This window comes from Polaribacter sp. KT 15 (genome assembly GCF_900143115.1).
GTDB classification, from domain to species: Bacteria; Bacteroidota; Bacteroidia; order Flavobacteriales; family Flavobacteriaceae; genus Polaribacter; species Polaribacter marinaquae.
The window spans coordinates 1110606-1132789 of the sequence record NZ_LT670850.1; the positions used below are offsets into that span (position 1 = coordinate 1110606).

Annotated in this window: 16 protein-coding genes; 5 read left to right on the forward strand and 11 right to left on the reverse strand. The window is 29.7% G+C overall.

The window, feature by feature from the left end:
- Position 1: 1 nt before the first annotated feature.
- Positions 2–976 carry a lipopolysaccharide assembly protein LapB gene (locus tag B5464_RS05170; protein ID WP_079737481.1) on the reverse strand — a complete coding sequence of 325 codons (975 nt, stop codon included), beginning with the start codon at positions 974–976 and terminating at the stop codon, positions 2–4.
- Positions 976–1992: a sugar phosphate nucleotidyltransferase gene (locus B5464_RS05175; RefSeq protein ID WP_079737482.1), complete on the reverse strand. Its 1017-nt coding sequence runs from the start codon at positions 1990–1992 to the stop codon at positions 976–978. The genes B5464_RS05170 and B5464_RS05175 overlap by 1 nt, the downstream gene beginning before the upstream one ends.
- A 332-nt stretch (positions 1993–2324) precedes the next feature.
- Between B5464_RS05175 and B5464_RS05180 the strand changes: the two genes are divergently transcribed.
- The 3 genes from B5464_RS05180 (at position 2325) to B5464_RS05190 (ending at position 9893) form a co-directional block, all read left to right on the forward strand.
- Complete coding sequence (locus B5464_RS05180; RefSeq protein ID WP_079737483.1) at positions 2325–7427, forward strand: GEVED domain-containing protein; 5103 nt, start codon at positions 2325–2327, stop codon at positions 7425–7427.
- Positions 7428–7696: 269 nt separating this feature from the next.
- Positions 7697–9565, forward strand: coding sequence for an ABC-F family ATP-binding cassette domain-containing protein (locus B5464_RS05185; protein ID WP_079737484.1), 1869 nt, complete (start codon positions 7697–7699; stop codon positions 9563–9565).
- Positions 9566–9581: 16 nt separating this feature from the next.
- Positions 9582–9893 (forward strand): hypothetical protein, encoded by a 312-nt coding sequence (locus B5464_RS05190; protein ID WP_079737485.1) that lies wholly within the window; start codon positions 9582–9584, stop codon positions 9891–9893.
- On the opposite strand, the gene B5464_RS05195 is transcribed toward B5464_RS05190, so the two are convergent.
- Both B5464_RS05195 and B5464_RS05200 read right to left on the reverse strand, forming a co-directional pair.
- Entirely contained in the window at positions 9890–10606 is a 717-nt protein-coding gene (locus B5464_RS05195; RefSeq protein WP_079737486.1) for a 3'-5' exonuclease, read from the reverse strand. The genes B5464_RS05190 and B5464_RS05195 overlap by 4 nt on opposite strands.
- Before the next feature lie 88 nt (positions 10607–10694).
- A complete protein-coding gene (locus B5464_RS05200; protein ID WP_079737487.1) occupies positions 10695–12656 on the reverse strand; it encodes a T9SS type A sorting domain-containing protein in 1962 nt (653 codons plus the stop codon).
- Between the two features lie 219 nt (positions 12657–12875).
- Here B5464_RS05200 and B5464_RS05205 point away from each other — a divergent pair, with 219 nt between their 5' ends.
- Complete coding sequence (locus tag B5464_RS05205) at positions 12876–13574, forward strand: response regulator transcription factor (protein WP_079737488.1); 699 nt, start codon at positions 12876–12878, stop codon at positions 13572–13574.
- 10 nt (positions 13575–13584) lie between these two features.
- Positions 13585–14625, forward strand: coding sequence for a cell wall metabolism sensor histidine kinase WalK (locus B5464_RS05210; RefSeq protein WP_079737489.1), 1041 nt, complete (start codon positions 13585–13587; stop codon positions 14623–14625).
- Here the strand turns inward: B5464_RS05210 and B5464_RS05215 are convergent.
- The 7 genes from B5464_RS05215 to B5464_RS14580 all read right to left on the reverse strand — a co-directional run bounded on the left by B5464_RS05215 (position 14590) and on the right by B5464_RS14580 (position 22184).
- Positions 14590–15648, reverse strand: a complete 1059-nt coding sequence (locus tag B5464_RS05215; RefSeq protein WP_079737490.1) for a glycosyltransferase — start codon at positions 15646–15648, stop codon at positions 14590–14592. The genes B5464_RS05210 and B5464_RS05215 overlap by 36 nt on opposite strands.
- A gap of 165 nt (positions 15649–15813) precedes the next feature.
- Complete coding sequence (purD, locus tag B5464_RS05220) at positions 15814–17088, reverse strand: phosphoribosylamine--glycine ligase (protein WP_079737491.1); 1275 nt, start codon at positions 17086–17088, stop codon at positions 15814–15816.
- 50 nt (positions 17089–17138) lie between these two features.
- Positions 17139–17891 (reverse strand): glycosyltransferase family 2 protein, encoded by a 753-nt coding sequence (locus B5464_RS05225; protein ID WP_079737492.1) that lies wholly within the window; start codon positions 17889–17891, stop codon positions 17139–17141.
- On the reverse strand, positions 17891–19246 hold the full coding sequence (locus B5464_RS05230; protein WP_079737493.1) for an exopolysaccharide biosynthesis polyprenyl glycosylphosphotransferase: 1356 nt from the start codon (positions 19244–19246) through the stop codon (positions 17891–17893). The genes B5464_RS05225 and B5464_RS05230 overlap by 1 nt, the downstream gene beginning before the upstream one ends.
- A gap of 29 nt (positions 19247–19275) precedes the next feature.
- Positions 19276–20442: a glycosyltransferase gene (locus B5464_RS05235; RefSeq protein ID WP_079737494.1), complete on the reverse strand. Its 1167-nt coding sequence runs from the start codon at positions 20440–20442 to the stop codon at positions 19276–19278.
- Positions 20435–20980, reverse strand: a complete 546-nt coding sequence (locus B5464_RS05240; protein WP_079737495.1) for a putative colanic acid biosynthesis acetyltransferase — start codon at positions 20978–20980, stop codon at positions 20435–20437. Before B5464_RS05240 ends, B5464_RS05235 begins: the two co-directional genes overlap by 8 nt.
- On the reverse strand, positions 20967–22184 hold the full coding sequence (locus tag B5464_RS14580) for an O-antigen ligase (RefSeq protein WP_079737496.1): 1218 nt from the start codon (positions 22182–22184) through the stop codon (positions 20967–20969). Before B5464_RS14580 ends, B5464_RS05240 begins: the two co-directional genes overlap by 14 nt.

Genomic DNA, 22184 nt, shown 5'->3' on the forward strand with positions numbered 1-22184 from the left:
ATTATTTTTTTAACTTTTTTGACTTCTGTTTGTACTTTTTTTCTTCGATAGTATTACCTAAACCTTTGTAAGAAACAGCCATTTCATTATAAAATTCGGCTTCCATATCATCTTCAATTACAAAATCGATACCATTTTTTAAAGAAGTAATAGCTTCGTTAAACTTCTGTTTTGCATTTAAAGCCTTACCGTTCATTAAATACACAAATGGTTGTGCAGGAAACAAAGCAATTCCTTTTTTACTATAATCTAATAATAAATCAGAATCTTGTTTTACACTTTCTAAAATCTGTTTTAAAAGTACATATGATTTATCGGTTTCAAACTGTTTAAAAATATTACTTACTGCAGAGCTCTTTACAGGTCTGGCTTTTCTGGTTTGTTGTAAATTATCTTTTATATTTTTTAAACTAGAAGACAAAGAATTTTCATCTTCTAAAACCTCCATTAGTTGTATAGCGTTTTTAAAATCTCTATTTTTCAAATAAAGCCTCACTAAATATTCGCGTTCTTTTTTATTGATAGTAGCAATACTTTTCTGAACTCTAATTGCTTCAGAAAAATCTCTATCAGCAACATTAATTTTAACTAAATGCTTTTGTAACCAAATATTTTTAGGTTCTTGGTCAATGGCTCTTTTAATATATTCTTTAGCTAAAAGCTTTTTATTCAATTCTAAATAGTTCTTAGAAAACTCAAAAAAAACAACACTATTGTTAGGTAATATTTGATTACAGTTTTCTAAATTCTCTATCGATTTTTGATAATTACCGATAGATTTTTGCGATAATGCTTTAAAGAAAAACTGTTGAAACTTTAGTTCTTTTTCTTCTGATAGATCTACAGCCGCAGGTATGCTATCTTGTGCAAAACCATTAATTGATATTAAAAAAAGGAACAAAGAAAAAAGAGACAACTTAAAATTATGAAATTGCCCCTCTTTTAATTTATTTATTTCTTTTTTTATAAAACCCATTAGATTAACTCTGTATAATCACCAATACTTACTGAAGTATATTCACCGTTATATTTTGCATGATTACCAATCATTGCATTGTCTAATTTTGCATTCGAAATTAGAACATTTGTTTGTATTAAAGAGTTTGTTATGGTTGCGTTTTCTACAACACTATTTTCTCCAATAGAAACGTAAGGACCAATTTTTGTGTTTTTAAGCACAACATTTTTACCAATAAAACAAGGTTCTATAATTTCAGAATTCTCTAATACAACGTCTTTAGATACCAAATTATTACCAGCTTTATGCTCAAAATCTAAAACTTGTTTGTTGGTATCTACTGTTGGATCTTTTTTACCACAATCCATCCAAGTATTTACAGTTCCTGGAATAAATTTAGCGCCGTCTTTTTTTAATGTTTCTAAAACATTTGTAAGCTGAAACTCGTTATTCTCTTTTAAATCGTTGTCAATTAAATACTGAATTTCATCTCTAACTCTATCACCGTCTTTAAAATAGTATATACCAATTATTGCTAAATCAGAAACAAACTCTTTTGGCTTTTCTACAAAATCGGTAATAAAACCATCTTCTAATTTTACCACACCAAAAGCACTCGGGTCTTCTACTTGCTTTACCCAAATTGCACCATCTGCGTTAGAATCTAATTTAAAATCTGCTTTAAATAATGTATCTGCGTAAGCAACAACACAAGGACCGCTTAATGAATCTTTAGCACAAAATAATGCATGCGCAGTTCCTAATGCTTCTTCTTGAACGTAAACAGAACCTTTAGCACCTAATTCTTTGGCTATTTCTAATAAATTATCTTTTGTATTTGCTGGAAATCCTTTTTTTGCAGGACCAATAATAAACGCAATTTCTTCTATTTCTTCATCAACCACAGATGCAATATCTTCTACAAGTCTTTGCACAATTGGCTTTCCTGCGATTACGGTTAAAGGTTTAGGAACTGTTAATGTATGTGGTCTTAAACGAGAACCTATTCCGGCCATTGGTACTATTATCTTCATGTTCTTTATATCAAAAATTATCGTTGCAATATACCATTATTAAAAAGATTTTAAAAAAAATTGAATCTATTAAAGCAGAATGATTTTCACAAGAAAAATCTATTCACAGATTTTACTTAAGCTATCAAAATTTATTAAAACCTTCTAGGTCCTATCCCTGAATTCAGGGATAGTAAAAAACCCTGAATTCAGGGATTGCGCAATATTCAATAAATTAATACTTTTGATACGTAATTAATAATAAATTAAGATTTTTTAATAAATTATTAATGCAAAAAATAATAATGTTGTCCAATTAATTCAATCCCCAAATTTTTAAAAATTTTATTCACATGAAAAAAAACACTTACCTTAAGTTATTATTTAGCTCAATAGCTATTTTAATGTTCTCCTTTTTTTTATCAAAAACAATTATCAAAAAGAAAGAGAAAGAAGAACTATTATCTAAAAGAAAAAAATTAGAAAACTTTATTAAAAACAGCCCATATAAAGAAACATTAACTTGGGATAAAAAGAAAAGGAAACAAAACGGATTGCCTCCTAACAGGTATTTCGAGCAGATGTGGGAACTTACCATAAACCCTGAAACAGGAAAATTAGATGATGGTGAGTTAAATGAGCTTAGAAAAAAGGTAATGCAAAAAAGAGTTTCTAGAAAAACCCCAGGAAACACTTCTAATGCTTGGGAAGAAAGAGGCCCAAATAACGTTGGTGGTAGAACAAGAGTTATTATGTTCGACCCAAATGACACTTCTAACAACACCGTTTATGCAGGTGGTGTTTCTGGTGGATTATGGAAAAACACAAACATTTCAAATGCAAATTCTCAATGGACCAGAGTGCAAAATGTACCAGGAAACCTTTCTGTAACCTCAATTACTGTAGATCCTAGAAATTCTAATAGATGGTATGTAGGTACAGGAGAACAATATACCGCAGGAGATGTTGTTGGTAACGGTGTTTATGTTACTACTGATGGTGGTAATAATTGGTCTGCAGTCACAGTTCCTGCTGCCGGACCAGATTCTTTTGATTACAACGCTTCTAATTTATTTTTAAAAGGTATTTATTACGTAAACGATGTTTTAGCCTGGGATAACGGAAACTCTACAGAACTTTTTGTTGCTGTCGGAGCTCATGTTTACGGAGATTCTTCAAGTCCGAAAAATTGGTTGGGTTTACAGTCTGCTGGTATTTATAGATCTACAAATAACGGTAGTTCTTGGAGTAGAATAGAATCGTCAAACCTATCTTACTCTTTTGGTGGATCTACTTATTATTACATTCCTAATGATTTAGAAGTTGGTGCAGACAATAAACTTTGGATGGGAACCATTGGTTCTGCTCTTGGCGAAGGTGGCGGTCGAGTTTACAGCTCTACAAACGGATCTACTTGGACAGAGGCAAATGCTTCTCCTTTAACAGATTCTAACAGAGTTGAACTAGAACCATCAGCAACAAATGGAAATAAAATTTATGCTTTAACTCAAGGTGTTAGCTCTCCTGTTCATATTTACGAAACAACAAATAGTTTTAGCACAATTACTTCTAAAGCTCTGCCAAATGATGCAGATACAGGCATTTCTGCAAATGATTTTACAAGAGGTCAAGCATTTTACGATTTAGTAATCGAAGCTGACCCTACAAATGATAATATTTTATACGTTGGTGGAATCGATTTATTTAAATCTACAAACGGAGGTAGCTCTTGGTCTCAATTATCACATTGGTACGGTGGCTTTGGACAACCAAATAATGTACATGCAGATCAACACTCAATTGCTTTTGGTAATAATGATGCTTCTAAAGTTTTATTTGGTAATGATGGTGGTATTTATTATTCTGGCAACTCGGGTAATTCAATTAACTCAAGAAACAACAACTACAATGTTACACAATTTGTAAAAGCAAGTATTGGACCAGATGGTGTAGGAGATTTAAATGGAATTTTTTCGGCTGGTGCGCAAGACAACGGTACACAAGCTTTTAGAGACGCAAACACAGCAAACGGAATAAATTCTTCTGAAGATTTAAGCGACGGAGATGGTTTTTACACTTTTGTAGATAAAGATGGGCAATACATGATTGCAACGTATGTTTTTAATGTAATTTATAGATTTAATTTACCATGGAATGGCCAAGGAAGAATTGATGGAGGATCAACAACTTTGTCGAGTGATCAAAGTACTGGTGATTTCGTAAACCCGATGGATTATGATAGTAATGCAAATAGATTATTATCAAATCAATCTACAGCTAGCAGCAACTCTATATTAAGTATAAACGTTGCTTCTAACAGTAAAGGATCATTAACAAATGCTGCGTTAACTTCTAGTCCAACAGCATTTAGAGCTTCTCCTTTCGAAAACAATGCTTGGTATGTTGGTTTGTCTAACGGCGGATTGGTTAAATTAACAAATGTTACCAATAATTCTGCAACATTTACAACAGTTAATAATCCTTTTATTGGCGCAATCTCTTCTATTAGATTTGGAGAAACTGCTAACGATTTAATTGTAACGATACATAATTACGGCGTTACTAGCATTTGGTATTCTTCTAATGCAGGTAGCACTTGGTCAAGCAAAGAAGGAAATCTTCCAAATATCCCTGTAAGAGACTTTTTATTGAATCCTTTAGCACCAAACGAAGCAATTATTGCAACTCAATTAGGTGTTTGGTCTACAGAAAACTTTAATGACACAAATCCTAATTGGTCTCAATCATATAACGGCATGAGTGATGTTAGTGTAACTTCTTTAGATTATTGGAATGTTTCTGGCGATAATACAAATAATAAAATTATAGCTTCTACATACGGTAGAGGTGTATTTACAGGTACATTCACCTCATCATCAGCACCTGATACAGAAGCCCCTACCACTCCAACCAACTTAATTACTAACAATATTACAGAAAACTCTATTCAACTTTCTTGGAACGCATCTACAGACAATGTTGGCGTTACTAATTATGATATCTATAGAAACGGCAACTTACTAACAACTGTTACAAACACAAATTTTACAGCAACAAGCCTAAGCGCCAATACCAGCTATAACTTTTACGTTATTGCAAAAGATAGTGCAGGCAATAGTTCTATTAAAAGCACCACCGTAAACGCAACAACATTAGCGCCAGACACAACTGCCCCTACTGCTCCGACAGCGTTAGTTTCAAACAACAAAACTGATACATCTGTAAATTTAAATTGGACAGCTTCTACAGATAATGTTGCAGTAACTTCTTACGATGTTTTAAACGGAAGTACAGTTATTGGTAACACCGCAAATACTAATTTTACCGTAAACGGATTAACCTCGAACACATCATATTCGTTTTCTGTAATAGCAAAAGATGATGCGGGTAATATTTCTACCGCAAGTAATACTTTAACTGTTACAACAGATGTTACTCCTATTAACTATTGTGCATCTCAAAGTTCTAATGTTAATGATGAATTTATAAGTAACGTACAACTTGGTTCCATCAATAATAATTCAGGCGCTCAGTTTTATTCAGATTTTACTAGTACATCAACGAACTTAGTAAAAGGTGATAATTATACTGTAACTGTTACACCAACATGGACAGGAACCAAATACAACGAAGGTTACGCAGTTTGGATTGATTTTAACAAAGATGGAGATTTTACAGATGCTAATGAACAAGTTTTATCAGTTGCACCAAATCAAAACGCAACAGTTTCAGCTTCATTTACTGTTCCGTCATCAGCACTAGAAACTTCAACAAGAATGAGAGTTTCTATGAGTTACAATGCTATTCCTACATCTTGTCAAAGTTTTTCTTACGGAGAAGTAGAAGATTATACTGTAAATATTCAAGCAGCATCCGCAGATACAATAGCACCAATAATAACATTAAACGGCGCATCAACTTTAGACCTAAACGTTGGCGACACCTATTCTGAACAAGGTGCAACAGCAACAGATAATGTAGACGGTAATTTAACATCTAACATAATTATTACTGGTAATGTAGACACAAATACAGCAGGAACATATATTAAAAATTATAATGTAAGTGACAATGCAGGAAATGCAGCAGCACAAGTTTCGAGAACAATAAATGTAAATGCAATAAGTACTAGTGATTGTGTAAACGGAGTATCAACTTTTCCTTATACAGAAAGTTTTGAAGGAAATTTAGGCGCATGGTCACAATCTTCTTCGGATGATATTGATTGGTCTATTAATTCTAACGGAACGCCTTCTGGCAACACAGGACCTTCTTCTGCTACAAACGGAAACTCATATATATTTGTAGAAGCGTCTGGAGACGGAACAGGTTACCCAAACAAACAAGCTATTTTAAACTCACCTTGTTTTGATTTAACTAATGAAACATCTGCAAACTTCAGTTTTAATTACCATATGTATGGTGCTGCAGATATGGGTACAATAGCCTTAGAAATTAGTACAGATAATGGAACAAATTGGACGAACATTTGGAGTGAATCTGGAAATAAGGGAAACCAATGGTTGTCTGCTAATATTAATTTAAATGCTTTTATAGGCTTTAGTATTCAATTAAGGTTTAACAGAATTACAGGCAGTACTTGGCAAGCAGACATCGCATTAGACAACATCGAATTATCTAGCGGCAGCAGCAACAATAATGGTTGTACTGCAGAAGTAACTTCTTTTCCTTACAACGAAGGTTTTGAAGGAAACATTGGTAGTTGGTCTCAAAATTCAAATGATGATTTAAATTGGATAGTTGATGCGAACGGAACACCGTCTAACAATACAGGTCCTTCTTCTGCAACAGAAGGTAATTCGTATTTATTTGTTGAAGCTTCTGGTAACAACACCGGTTACCCAACAAAACAAGCTATATTAACTTCACCTTGTTTTGATTTATCTAGTTTATCTGCAGCTTCGTTTAATTTTAACTATCACATGTATGGCGCAACAAACATAGGAACTTTAGATGTAGAAATTAGTAATGACAACGGAGCTTCTTGGTCGAGTATTTGGACAGAATCTGGCAATAAAGGAAACCAATGGTTAAGCGCTAGTGTAGATTTATCGGCATACTTAGGTAATAATATTCAATTAAGATTTAATAGAGTTACCGGTAATACATGGCAAGCAGATGTTGCCATAGACAATGTGAGTTTAAACAATGTTGCAGCCTCTAACAACATTAGCATAGTAAATAATGATAATTTCTTTAACAATACAGACGGATCGTTTAAGATTTATCCAAGTCCAGTAAAGACATTATTAAATGTGCAATTATCTACTAACACTGTTAATTCGTATAAAATTATCAATTCTATCGGGCAAACAATAAAATCAGGTAAATTACAAAACAACTCAATTGAAGTTTCTAATTTAAAAATTGGTATGTATTTACTAGAAATAAGCGACGGTGAAGAGAAGTTAATTAAAAAGTTTATTAAAATATAATTTAAACCAGCATAACCAATAAAAATTAAAACACTATTAGACAATAATTTAAATTTATTGACATACTGAATTCAGGGTTTTATATCCCTGAATTCAGGGATAGTGAAAATATACTGAATTCAGGGATTGACAAGTATGTACTTAACTACTATTTTTACAAGTATAAAAGTCATTTAATTAGCACCCCTAATGCGACCCCTAAAATTAAATGACTCAAAAACCCAAGCCTTTGCTTGGGTTTTTTGTTTCTTTGTAAAAAAATACAAGTAGTGAATTATTTATCAGTAGAAAACATTTCTAAATCTTACGGAGAACGCATTTTATTCGACGACATCTCTTTTGGTATTAATAAAGATCAAAAAGTAGCTTTTGTTGCAAAAAACGGAAGCGGTAAAACATCAATATTAAATATTATTGCAGGTTTAGATGTACCCGACTCTGGGCAAGTAGTTAGCAGAAAAGGAATTTCTATTGCTTATTTAGCGCAAAAAGATGATATCAATCCTGATTTAACAATCGAAGAAACAATCTTTGCAACTGATAATAAAATTCTATCTATTGTAAATCAATATGAAAAAGCGTTAAAAAACTTAGACGACACAGACACTTACCAAGCTGCTTTTGAGCAAATGGAACAGTTTAATGCTTGGGATTTTGAAACGCAATACAAGCAAATTTTATCTAAATTAAAATTAGACGATTTATCTTTAAAAGTTGGTGCTTTGTCTGGTGGACAAAGAAAACGTTTATCTCTTGCTATCGTTTTAATTAATAAACCAGATCTACTAATTTTAGACGAACCAACAAACCATTTAGATCTAGAAATGATAGAATGGTTAGAAGCTTTTTTTGCTAAAGAGAAAATAACACTTTTCATGGTTACGCATGACCGTTACTTTTTAGAACGCGTTTGTAACGAAATTTTAGAGTTAGACGAAGGTAAAATTTACAAATACAAAGGTAACTACTCTTATTACCTTCAAAATAAAGAAGAACGATTAGCTTTAGAAGCGACAAACTTAAGCAAAGCTAAAAGTTTATTTAAAAAAGAATTAGATTGGATGCGAAAGCAACCCAAGGCTAGAACTACAAAATCGAAATCTAGAACAGATGATTTTTACGCAATTAAAGAAAAAGCACATCAACGTAGAAAAGACCACCAAGTACAATTAGAAATTAATATGGAACGTTTGGGAAGTAAAATTCTAGAACTACATAAAGTGCATAAATCTTGGGGAGAAAAAAAGATTTTAGATGGTTTTGATTATGTTTTTAAAAGAGGCGAAAGAGTAGGGATTATTGGTAAAAACGGAACAGGAAAATCATCATTTTTAAATATTATCACCGAAAAAGCACCTTTAGATGGTGGTAAGGTAGTTTTAGGTGAAACTGTAAAATTTGGCTACTACACACAAGCTGGTATTCAAATTAAAGAAGGGCAAAAAGTAATAGAAGTTGTAAAAGAATTTGGTGAAGAAATTCCGTTAGCTAAAGGAAGAAGAATTTCTGCATCGCAATTATTAGAAAGATTTTTGTTTGACAAGAAGAAACAATATGATTTTGTAGAAAAACTATCTGGTGGAGAACAAAAACGTTTGTATTTATGTGCAGTTTTAATTCAGAACCCTAACTTTTTAATCTTAGATGAGCCTACTAACGATTTGGATGTTGTTACTTTAAATGTTTTAGAAAACTTTCTTTTAGATTACCCCGGAAACCTTTTAGTGGTTTCTCACGACAGATATTTCATGGATAAAATAGTAGATTCATTATTTGTTTTTAGAGGTGAAGGTGTTGTAGAAAATTTTCCAGGTAACTACTCAGATTTTAGAGCTTACGATAGTTCTCTTTCTAAAGACAATTCAGAAAAAACGACAATTAAAAAAGAAGAAAAAAAAGCAACTAAAAAAAATACGAAATCTGCTTTAAGCTTTGATGAAAAAAGAGAATTTGGTGCTTTAGAAAGTGAAATAGAAAGACTTCAGAAAAGAAAAGAAACAATCGAAAAACAATTTTTAAACGTAGAAATTCCTACGGAAGATATTCCAAAAAAATCTGAAGAATTACAAGAAATTATAGACAATTTAGAAGCAAAAGAAGAGCGTTGGTTAGAACTTTCTATGAAATTAGAAGATTAATTAATGGTTTTGTAAGATGAGAACAGTAAAGTTTTTTACATCACCATTAATACTTACCGTAGTTATCTACTTGTTGTTAATTCAAAATTTAATACTTAAAGGAAGCTTTGAAGTATATCGTTTTTCTGAATACGAGTATATCTATAAATACGGTACTTATATTTCTAAAGTTTGCGTTTATATTGGCTTACTACTTTCACTAGCATCACCTTTGATAATTTGGCTACAAACAAAAAATAATTTTAAAAAGTTTAAAGTAATATTAGCAATTGCTTTTTTACCAGCTTTTTATCATGTATTGTTATTTATACTTTCTAAATTTAATTAAACATTTACAATATCCTTTTCTTCTAACAAAGGTTGATTATTAAATCTTAATAATACCTGCGCTATTGTAATTGTATCTTTTTCGCAGTAATTAACTATTCTTTTAATGTTTTTTTCTTTGTAATAAACTTTTGCAACTTCGCTACCATCAATATCATCTTTTGGCGAAGGTATTCCTAAGATTGATGTTAATAAGTTTAGGGAAGTATAATGCTTGTAATCACCAAATTTCCATAATTCTAGAGTATCTAAATGCGGAATTTCCCATGGTTTTTTACCAAATAAATTTAGTTTTTTAGGTAATGGTATTTGATGTACAATCATTCTTCTAGCGATAAAAGGAAAATCGAACTCTTTACCATTATGCGCACATAATACGTTTGCAGGTTTAGAAAAATGTGTTTCTAATAAGTTTTTAAATTCTGATAATAATTTAAATTCATCATCACCAAAAAAAGAAGTCACTCTAAATTGATTTTTTTCATCATTCAAAACAAAATAACCTACCGAAATACATATAATTTTGCCAAATTCTGCCCAAATTCCTGCACGTTCATAAAATTCTGCTGCTGTAGTTTCTTCTTTACGTTGGTAGCTTGTTTTTTTCTTAAATAACTCTTGTGTTGTTGTTTCTAAATTTTGCCAATCACTTTCTGCTGGCACAGTTTCTATATCTAAAAATAAGATATTAATTAGTTTCAATTTTAAATTCATCTTTTTCTTTTTCTTCTCTAAATATAGTCAAAAAAAAAAGCTCCGAAATAAATCGAAGCTTTCTTAATATTGAAAAGTATACTCGTAATTATCTTATTACCAACTTTTTTGTAGCTGTTTTACCATCTTCAGTAACCTTTACAATATAAACTCCTGCATTCATATCAGAAACATTTATTGTAGATTTCACTCCAGAAAAACTAGCAGCATAAACTTTTTTACCTAAAACATTAAAAATTACAATTTGCTTTACACTTGTATTATTTGTTGATACAGTAAATTCTTTATTTGTAACAGGGTTTGGAAATGTTTTAAAACCTTCGATACTGTTTCTAGAAACAGCAGCGGTTGCAGGTTGAAAAGTACCAATAGGAAAAGGAGTTGTTGCAGTAGCATTATTTGTACCACCTTCTAATCCATCTACACCACTATATGACCAATTAGTATCGGTAAAAGTAGTTCCCTGTGGGCTAGAAGTAGAATTTCTATAAGCCCAACCATCAAGATACTCCCAAGTTTCACCAGAACCATCTTTATTTACGTTACCAAAAACATCTATAATTTTTCCGTTCTCATATAATTCAATCGAATCGTCTCCATTAATATTTACAACACCTGTTATATAATCTGCATTCTTGCCAAAAAAATCTGTAAATCCAGCTTCGCTTGAAGAAACGTATATAAAAGTTCCGGCAGTAACAGCTATAGAAGGAAAATTAAATTCTATTTCTCCATCCGTAGAACCACCTCCGTTAGAAACAGAACTTAATCCGAATAAACTTAAATCTGCAACATCTTCTAAAACGTATAATTCAACTCCTTTTGGAATTCCACCAGTTAAGCTACCATCAAAAACACCTGAAATAATAATATTATTTGTTAATTCTCCGTATACAACTCCTTCAGCATTAAAAGTAACAGCTGTTACTCCTGCAGAAGAAAGAGTTACATCTCCTTGATAATTACCAGGAACTGTAATACCCGCTTTTAAACGAATGTAAATGATATCTTCAATTTTACCGTCAGCAGGTGTAATTGATAAAGAACTAGCAAAATCTGCATCTTGAGAAAAAGAAACTTCAAAATTTTCTGGTGCACCAACAATAAAATTGTCTGTTAAAAACAGACCTTCTACAGAAAAATTTTGAACATCAGAAGGTCCTTCTTCTAGTGTATAACTAAATTTACTTAAAGATTCTGCATATGTAAATTGAGGATCTGCATTTTTTACCTCACCAGTAACTGCAATTGTAACAGATTCTGCACCCGCAGAACTTAATGTGATATTATCTGCAAATGTACCTACACCCAAACCTTCTTTTAAACGAACATAAATTGGTGTAGAAGCAACTTCACCAGAAGTTTGTACTAAAGCAATAGATTGCGAATATGTACCAGTAGCATCAACCGAAACCTCAAAGTTTGTTGGAGCAGTAACGGTAATGTCTGATGTTAGGTTTGTACCTTCTACATTAATTCCTTTTTCTGGTGACGGCCCATTTCCTTCAAAATATTCTAATAAAGATATTGTACCAATTGTATTTATTGCTGGGTCTGAACTTGGAGCTGTCCAAGAAATATCATCTACAATAACTTGTTTTTCTGTTATATTTTTAATTTCTATCACTATATCTCCAGAAACATTTATACCAGAAACAGAAAATACGTGTTCATCAAAATCATCAAAAGCTACTGATGTTCCTTTAGATTCACCATTTATAAATAATTCTACTTGTCTATTTCCAGCACCCGTAAACCCTTTGTAAAGTTTCACAGAAAAATTTCCAATACCGCCAGATATAGTACTTGATGTTATTTTACTATCACTACTAGATCTTCTTAACATAACTGCTGGTAAAGTTACACCTGCAGTATTATTTGCATTTCTAGAAGCAACATAAGTCCAGGTTATTCCTCCATCACCAACAAAACTATTATCTGCATAAGAACCTGTAGCGTTTGAGTTTGCAAAAGATTCAGAACCTTGGCCGTATGACAAAGCCCCAAAACAAAGCATTAAAAATAATGTAATAATGTAATTTTTTTTCATGTGAATAGGATTTATGATTTCAAAAAACAAATATAACTTTTTAGATTTCTTATTTGTTATCTAATCATTAACAAACTCAATATCAATAAGTAAAAAAAGACATTTTATTTTATCGTTAAGTAAACGTTATCTATAATCTTTTTAAAATTAAATGTTTGTTAAGGATACTTTTGCTATAATAATAATTACTATTTTTGATACTTATATTTATTTAAAATCATGAATAAAAGCGATATTAAAATACTATTAGTAGATGATGAACCAGATATTATCGAAATAGTTGGTTATAATTTAAGAAATGAAGGCTATCAAGTTTTTACTGCAAATAATGGCCAAGAGGCAATAAAATCTGCTAAAAAAAACACACCGCATTTAATTTTATTAGATATAATGATGCCAGAAATGGATGGTATCGAGGCTTGTGAAAAAATCAGAAAAATTAATTCGCTAGAAAATGTTATCATCTCATTTTTAACTGCAAGAGGAGAAGATTATTCTCAAGTAGCAGGTTTTGAAGCTGGCGCAGATGATTATATTACAAAACCTATTAAACCCAAAGTATTGGTTAGTAAGGTAAAATCTCTTTTAAGAAGATTAAAATCTGAAAAAGAAAGCGAAGAGACTTTTAAAATTGGCGATATAGTTATTGATAGAGAAGAATATGTAGTTTACAAAGCTGGTAAAAAGATTTTATTACCTAGAAAAGAGTTTGAGCTATTCTCTTTACTAACTTCTAAACCAGGTAAAGTTTTTAAAAGAGAAGTAATTTTAGATACCGTTTGGGGTAATGAAGTTGTAGTTGGTGGTAGAACAATAGACGTACATATTAGAAAATTAAGAGAAAAAATAGGAGACGACCATTTTAAAACTGTAAAAGGAGTTGGTTATAAATTTGTATTACTAGAAGCAGATAAATAAATTTGCTTTTATGAAGTTTAAAAAAACCTATTCATACGCACTTTGGTCTGCAACTTACTTAACAATACTATCTTCTAGTATTGCTATAATAACATATTTTTTTAGTACAGATAAACTTAATTTAAGTACAGCAATAATTGCTGTACTTATTTTGTTTATCATCTCATTTTTTATAATTCAATATAGAACAGAACATTTTATTTATAGAAGATTAAAAAAAATATACGAAAACGTTTCTATATTAGATGTTAACGATCTAAGAAAACAATCTGTAACCACAGATATCGAAAAACTTTCTAACAGAATGCAAAAATATGTAGAAGGTAAACGATTAGAAATTAAAAGTTTAACAGAAAGAGATTCTTTTAGAAGAGATTTTTTAGGAAACGTTGCTCACGAACTTAAAACACCTTTATTTACCGTACAAGGTTACATTCTTACACTTTTAGAAGGTGCTATGGATGATAAAAATATTCGCGAAAAATATTTAGAAAGAGCCAACAAAGGTGTAGAAAGACTGGTAGCTGTTACCAAAGATTTAGATATGATTGCTAAATTAGAAACAGACGGCTTGAAATTAAACATGGTTGTTTTCAACATTTTAGAAGTTATTCAAAATGTGTTTGATTTGTTTGAAATGAAAGCTAAAAAAAGAAATATCACTTTAAAATTCGATAGAATTTATGATTTTCCGGTTTTTGTTGTTGGTGATGTAGAAAAAACAGAACAAGTTTTAATCAATTTAATTGTAAACTCAATTAAATACGGTAAACCTAACGGAACAACCGTTGTTGCTGCAGATAATTATAACGACAACAAGTATGTTATTCGTGTAGTTGATAACGGTGAAGGTATCGAACAGAAATACTTATCTCGATTATTCGAACGTTTTTATAGAGTCGATCAAAGTAGATCTAGAGATCAAGGTGGCTCTGGTTTAGGCTTGTCTATTGTAAAGCATATTGTAGAGGCTCACAACCAAACAGTTTTATTAAAAAGTACTTATGGTGAAGGATCAGAGTTTTCTTTTACCATGGAAAAGGCTAAATAAACTACTACTTAAAGTTAATTTTTTAGATTTAAAACCTGTGTAATTACTCAAATTATTCAGCATTTTTTTATTAAAATCTTCTAAATCAGCAAACGGAGCAATACCTTTTTGTTCTAAATATTTAGCAAGATATTCTTGCTCTGGTTGATTTTTAGTAGGTATAAAAAACACTTTTTTTTCTAAGGTATACAAATCTAATACTGATGAATATCCTGATCTACAAATAACTATTTCTGCTTCATTAATTTTTTGCTCTAACTCTTTAGACAATAAAAAATTATAGAAAACACAATTATTGCTTGTCCACTTTTTTTGATTATTTTCTACTTTTCCTAAAACAAAAACAATATTTCTAGCATCATTTTTAAATTCTGATATCAATTTATGTTCTAATAATGTTCTATTAGGTTCTACACCAGAGAGCACAACTAAAACGTCAATTTTACTATCTTTAATTGTAGTTTTAGAAAACCTACTTAAAGCACCAATAAATTTATATTTAGAGTTTTCTATTTTTGATAAACGCCCAGAAAGTTCTGCATTTTTATGATCAGGAATCCAACATTGATCAAACTTATTTATTATTTTCTGATGAACTTTACTAGTTAGAAAAGTTGTAAAACCAGATAAAACATTTACTTGATGTGTTATATAGATAGAAGGAACAACCTTACTTCTCACACCAAATCTATTGTCGGAAATTACACCAATAACATCCTTATTAGCGTTAATAAATTTATTAATTATTTCTTGTTCTTTTTTAACTGTTGCTAAAATTCTAGGGATTTGTAAAAGTAATGTAAGCTTTAAATTTTTGTGGTAAGAAATATTGTAAGACGGAAGTTCTAAAAATTCTAAATTAGAAAATTCTTTTTTTAAAAACTCTAAAGAACTTCCGTCTGACGCAATTATTGGTTGATAATTATTTTCTAACAAAGCGTTTATAATGGGCACACAACGAGTTGCATGACCTAAACCCCAATTTAATGGCGCTATTATTATTTTATTTTTGGTAGTAGACATTTTATTTAAAGTTTAAAGCTACCAAATTTTTAAATAATAACTAAGTTTAAGAAAATAGTATTTACAGCAAAAAGGTTGCGTTAAGGATTGTAATGGCATCCTTTTTTCTTTTTCTGAAAAAAGATATAATGGAAAGCCTGTTAAAACGCCCAAATAAAAATAAAATTAGACTAAATCGAAACCAATATCTTTTCTGTAGTTCATTTTATCAAAATTAATTCTATCGATACTTTGGTAACTTTTTTCTAACGCTTGCTCTATCGTATCACCAAAAGAAGTTACTGCCATAACTCTACCTCCGCTAGTTACAACTTTACCGTTTTTAATTGTTGTACCGGCATGAAATATTATAGAATCTTTTACATTTTCGAAACCTGTAATTTCTTTATTTTTTTCATATGCTTCTGGGTATCCGCCAGAAACCAACATTACTGTTGTTGCAGTTTTAGAAGTTACAGAAAAAGATTTTTCGTTTAAATTTTGATGTGCAACACCTTCGAATAATTCTAACAAATCTGATTCTATTCTTGGTAAAACAACTTCTGTTTCTGGATCTCCCATTCTTACGTTATATTCTACTACAAAAGGGTTTCCGTTATCATTCATTAAACCAATAAAGATAAAACCTCTATAATCGATGCCGTCTTTTTGTAAACCATTAATTGTTGGCTTTACCACCAATTCTTCTACTTTATTTAAAAAAGCTTCGTCTGCAAAAGATACTGGAGAGATTGCTCCCATTCCGCCAGTATTTAAACCAGCGTCGCCTTCGCCAATACGCTTGTAATCTTTTGCTGAAGGCAAGATTTTATAGCTTTTGCCGTCTGTTAAAACAAAAACGGACAATTCTATTCCTTTTAAAAATTCTTCGATTACCACTGTTGTAGAAGCTTCGCCAAATTTTTGATTAGAAACCATATTTTCTAATTCTGTTTTCGCTTCTTCTAAAGAATTTAAAATTAAAACTCCTTTACCTGCAGCTAAACCGTCTGCTTTTAAAACAAATGGCGGTTGTAATGTCTCTAAAAATGCAAAACCTTCTTCTAAATTACTTTTTGTAAACGATTGATATTTTGCAGTTGGCACACCATGCTTTTGCATGAATTGCTTTGAGAAATCTTTACTACCCTCTAATAATGCTCCGTCTTTTTTAGGACCAATTACAGGTATATTTTTTAGATCTGTATCTGCTAAAAAGAAATCATGAACTCCTTCTACCAAAGGAACTTCTGGACCAACAACTACCATTTCTACATTGTTTTCTAAAACCGCAGTTTTAATTGCTTCAAAATCTGAAACTCCAATATTTAAATTGGTCGCAATTTTATCTGTACCAGCATTACCTGGTGCTACAAAAAGTTGATTAATTTTTTTGCTTTCAGATAATTTTAATGCAAAAGCGTGTTCTCTTCCTCCAGAACCTAAAATAAGAATATTCATTGTTTGTTGTGTTGTTGTTATTGCAAATATATTTTAATTTCTTGACGAAACTAAATTCCCCACTTTAAAAAATACTTTATTGCAGAAGAAAGATGATAAAAAAATAGTTTCGCCTTTTTTGAAGAACCTTTTTGGTGCGTGTGCGTTATAATTTCTTTTGGATAATAATATATTTTCTTACCAGATTGATATACTTTTCTGCAAATATCTGCATCTTCCATATACAAGAAATAACGCTCATCAAAACCATTTAAATTTACAAATTCCTTTGTTTTAAAAAGCATGAAACAACCGTGAATAAATTCAGGAGAAAAGGGTTCTAATAAACTTTTACTTCTATATTCGTTTTCGAAAATCTTTTGTTTAGAGATATTTAATCTTCTATTAATTAAATCGAAAGGCGTTGGGTTTTTTCTGCAAATAAATTGATTTTCTTTATTTGGGTACACCACTCTAGGACTTATAAAGGAAACATCTTTTTGATGATTTAATACATTAATTAAATTTGGTAAAACCAATCTAGAAAACTGAATATCTGGATTTAAAATTAAATGAAAATCTGAGGTAACTTTATCTAAAACCAAATTATGAGCCTTACCAAAACCAATATTTTTACCTACAAAAATGTATTCTATATCTGCATGGTTAAATTCTGATTTTAAAGTATCTGTAGAATTGTTATCTACTAAAAAAAGTTTTTTAGATACATTAGTCTCTAAAAAACTTTTAATTGTTTGCTCTAAAATATTCAAATTGTCTTTATAGAGTACAATAGTAGCGGTTATTTTAAATCTTGGCTTCATTAATATGCTTTCTCTTCTCCTTTAAATACATTTAAAACAGTTTGTATTATAATCTTTATATCTAAAAAGAAAGACCAATTTTCAATATAAAAAATATCTAAACGCACTCTATTTTTAATATCAGACTTTTTCTTAATTTCACCTCTATAACCACTTATTTGTGCCAAACCTGTAATACCAGGTTTTACAATATGTCTTTTTAAGTAATCGTCTACCTCTTTTTGATATTCTAATGACAAACTTTCTAAGTGCGGTCTTGGACCAACAACGCTCATATCACCAAAAAGAACATTGATAAATTGAGGCAATTCATCTAAACTAGTTTTTCTTAAAAAAGCACCAATTTTTGTAACTCTTGCATCTCCTTTTGTAGCGTGTACTTTATCTGCAATCTTATTAAGTTTCATAGATCTAAATTTATAACAAATAAATTCTTCTCCATTTATACCTTCTCTACCTTGTTTAAAAATTAAAGGACCTTTAGATTCTAACTTTACTAAAATCCATAAAATAGGTATTAACCAAGATAAAACAGTTACACAAACAAATAAAGAGAACACAATATCAAACACCCTTTTAATATAGAAGTTACCCGTAAACTCAAATGGTAATTTATTAACATTTAAAACCATCAAATCATCGTCATAGTAATGTATCGTTTGATTTTTACTATACAATTCTGTAGCATTAGGAATTAATTTTAAGTCTATTTCTTTCTCTAAGGCAAACTTATTTACTTCTTTTATTTGACTATCGGTTAATGAAGAAAGTGAACAGTAGATTTCATCTACCATATTTTTTTTAGTAAAGTCATAAACAGATTCTAATTTACCCAAGTATTCACTATTCTTATAATTTTTATCGGAAAAGAAACCTAAAAATTTGTAACCTAAATTAGATTTACTTTTAAATAGCTTAATAACATTTTTAGAAGATTCATCAAAGCCTAATACAACTGTCGTTCTAAAATTATTACCTAAAGATCTGTATTTTTTAAGTGCAAACGACCATAAAATTTTTATGACTGATATAGCAATAGTTATTGACGTTAAAATTACAAACTGATTATTAACAACGTCTCCTTCTCTAAATATACCGAAATAAGCAAAATAACCTAATGCAAAAAATAAAATTTGTTTCCCCAAAAGTGTAATTACACGCAAGTAACTTGTATACCTGTATACCTTATAAAAACCAAAAGAATAACTAGATGCTAACCAAAACAAAGTTATATACGATAAGAAAGAAAAATTTAGAAACTCTTTATCATAAATTAGATATACAATTAAATTAATAATTATAACATCTATTAAAACTTGCAAAGGTCTTATTAAGTAGGAATATCTTTTCTTCAAGCTAGTTTTTTTAAAACAAATATATTGATTTAACGAAAAACTTTAAGAATCATTTTATCAATTGTAAATAATGACTCTGCAATTGTTTTTTGATGCCCTATATTTATATCTTCATATATTAGAAAGTTCAATTTTTCAATAAGAAAATTGTTATCCCAATTATTTACAGCTAAGCTTAAATTGTGTTCTGCAAATAGGTTTTCAATTTCACTATCAGGATCTGTAATAACCAAAACTTTACATCCAGAAGCTAATAAATTTGGCAACTTAGATGGTAAAGAGCCTTTTGATGTATTTTCTTTCTGTGGAATAATCTGAATAGAACTTTTAGCGTATAATTCTTCTAAATTTTCTTTTTTTACTAAATTATGAAAGTGTATGTTCTGATTATTATTTAAATTTTTCAACTTTTTTATGGTTTCTCCTTCAGAAAAAAAATGAAATGCAGTATTGTGTATTTTTTTCGATGCTTCCGAGAAAAAATTTAGAAGTTTCATTGGATTTTGTTTTTCTCCTAGTGCCCCAGAATACACAATATTAATCTTTCTACTATCAAAAATCGTATCCAAATCATTAGTATCATTATCCTTTAGAGTAATAAAAGGATATTGAACCTCTAATTTATTTTCTACTAAATTGTATATTTTTTTTGCCTCCTTCTTCATTTCATTAGAGAGAAATAAAATTTTATCGCAAGATTGATAACATTTTTTTTCTATTTTATGAATAAAGAATTTTATAATCTTATTAAAAAACCCTGATTTACCTTCTGAATACACTTCTTGTAAATCATGTACCATACCAACTTTTCTAATATTTTTTTTAATAAAAGGAATGATAAAATAAAAAGCAAAACTAGGAGGAAAAACTGGCATGACAATATCTTTCCCTTTTTGATGAAGATTTAATTTTCTTAATACAAAAAAAGCAAAACTAAATTCTAGAATGAGTCTTTTTAAAATGGTTTTATTAGTGTAAAACAAATTACTTCCTCCTCTAATAATTTTTACCCCTTTAAGTTGTTCGTTGCTTTTTTTTGTTTTCCAATCTGGATAAAATGGATGAAAACACAAAACAGTTACTTCATGACCTTTTCTAACAAGTTCTAAAACAAAATTTGTGTTAAATTTCCCAGTAGATATTGGTTCAGGGAAAAAAAATGGGGAGATTAATAATATACTTTTTTTGTTAGTCAATTTTTCTTTCTCTAATTATTTTTGCTGGACTACCAATACACACTTTATTTGAAGAAATATCTTTATAAACACTGCTTCTAGCACCTACAACACTTCCTTTTCCTATAGTAATTCCTGGAGCAACATAAACATCTGTTGCCAACCAACATTCATCTTCTATGATATTCTTTTTAGCAAAAATAGGAAAATCTGACTGTAAATAATCATGAGAAGCTGTACAGATATATGATTTTTGAGAAATAACAACATTTTTACCGATCTCTATTTCTCCTAATGAATATAAAACGACATCATCTCCAATCCAAGAATAATCTCCAATTGTAACTTTCCATGGATAAGTTATTCTAACTGTTTGTCTAATAATTACGTTTTTGCCAATTTTAGCACCAAAGAGTCTCAATAAAAAATTTCTAAATCCATACAAAAATTGTGGTGAGTTCTTAAACAATAATGATTGTACCAACCACCATAATTGCACAATAAATGCATTTCTTCCTCTAAAATTTTCTGGAAGTTTAAATTTATTAAGTTCTTGCATTAATTTTCTCTTTTTTAAAAAAAATAAATAATGAGGTAAAATAACAAAATAATACTAATCCGTAATGTCTAGAGAGGTAATTCTCTGTCAGATTAATAATTAAAAACTGAAAAAAAATGAAAATAGCTAAATAATTATGTTTTAAATTTTTAATCAAGAATATTAAATACAATAAAAAGAGCAATAGAAAAAGATAACCTCCGTATAAAATCAAATTAAAATAATAATTATGAGTATTAAAAACACCAATTTTATAAAACTCACTTTCATTATTTTCTGCAAAGCAATTATTTAATTGTTCTTGTAATTTAGATCCGTAGCCCCAAAAAGGAACCCTTTTTATTAATAAATAATCACATTTATAAATTGCTAACCTTGTATTTGTTGAGTTATAACGATTACCAACTATTGGCTTATTTATTTCATTTTTTATTTCTTGAAATCTATTTAAAATAAAATTATTATTAAAAAATCCTAAAACTAAAATAACACCCAAAGAGCCTGCTACTAAAAAAATTTTACTTTTATCTCTTTGAAATAATAACTTATAAATCACAAAAGATAAAACAGTTAAAAACAACAACAAAATTACTATTCTAGAACTAAATAGAATTAAAAAAAAAATTGAAAATAGAATATTTAAAGCGTTAAATATCTCTGCCTTTTTAAATTTAAACAAAGAAATTGTAATACTTATTAAAAGAAAAGAGCTAAAGTATGTTGGATGAATCTCAAAAAAGTAATTTTTAGTAACATATTCTCTAAAAAGAGGAATATTCTCTTTGCTGATAAAAAAAATTTTAGAAACTGGATGCGTTAACAAAAATGTACCTAGAAATAATAGTGTTTGAATTACTACAGATACCTGAAAAAAAATAAGCGATTTATCTCTAACACTCTCATTAATAAATACTGGTTTGTATAAGAAGAGAAGGGGGAAAATCAAAAAAGGTAAATTCAGTAGAATAGTTTTAGTACTATAATTTGTAGAAAAAAATTCATACAACAGAAACAAAAAAAAAGGTGTCAAATAAATTAAGTTTTTAATCTTAAAGGTTTGTTTCCTTTTATTCCGGATAAGATAATAAATAGTTAATAAAGCACATAAAATTATAACCATAGAATTATGGTTAGCTTTTAAAAGTGGTAAAGTTGCTAAACTAATAAATGCACCTTTTGTAAAATACTCTAACGCTTTATTCAT

Coding starts and splice junctions, on each gene's coding strand:
- B5464_RS05215 (WP_079737490.1), bottom strand. CDS start 15,648: ATGTCTACTACCAAAAATAAAATAATAATAGCGCCATTAAATTGGGGT.
- purD (WP_079737491.1), bottom strand. CDS start 17,088: ATGAATATTCTTATTTTAGGTTCTGGAGGAAGAGAACACGCTTTTGCA.
- B5464_RS05240 (WP_079737495.1), bottom strand. CDS start 20,980: ATGCAAGAACTTAATAAATTTAAACTTCCAGAAAATTTTAGAGGAAGA.
- B5464_RS05175 (WP_079737482.1), bottom strand. CDS start 1,992: ATGAAGATAATAGTACCAATGGCCGGAATAGGTTCTCGTTTAAGACCA.
- B5464_RS05225 (WP_079737492.1), bottom strand. CDS start 17,891: ATGAAGCCAAGATTTAAAATAACCGCTACTATTGTACTCTATAAAGAC.
- B5464_RS05195 (WP_079737486.1), bottom strand. CDS start 10,606: ATGAATTTAAAATTGAAACTAATTAATATCTTATTTTTAGATATAGAA.
- B5464_RS05205 (WP_079737488.1), top strand. CDS start 12,876: ATGAATAAAAGCGATATTAAAATACTATTAGTAGATGATGAACCAGAT.
- B5464_RS05200 (WP_079737487.1), bottom strand. CDS start 12,656: ATGAAAAAAAATTACATTATTACATTATTTTTAATGCTTTGTTTTGGG.
- B5464_RS05170 (WP_079737481.1), bottom strand. CDS start 976: ATGGGTTTTATAAAAAAAGAAATAAATAAATTAAAAGAGGGGCAATTT.
- B5464_RS05180 (WP_079737483.1), top strand. CDS start 2,325: ATGAAAAAAAACACTTACCTTAAGTTATTATTTAGCTCAATAGCTATT.
- B5464_RS14580 (WP_079737496.1), bottom strand. CDS start 22,184: ATGAATAAAGCGTTAGAGTATTTTACAAAAGGTGCATTTATTAGTTTA.
- B5464_RS05190 (WP_079737485.1), top strand. CDS start 9,582: ATGAGAACAGTAAAGTTTTTTACATCACCATTAATACTTACCGTAGTT.
- B5464_RS05210 (WP_079737489.1), top strand. CDS start 13,585: ATGAAGTTTAAAAAAACCTATTCATACGCACTTTGGTCTGCAACTTAC.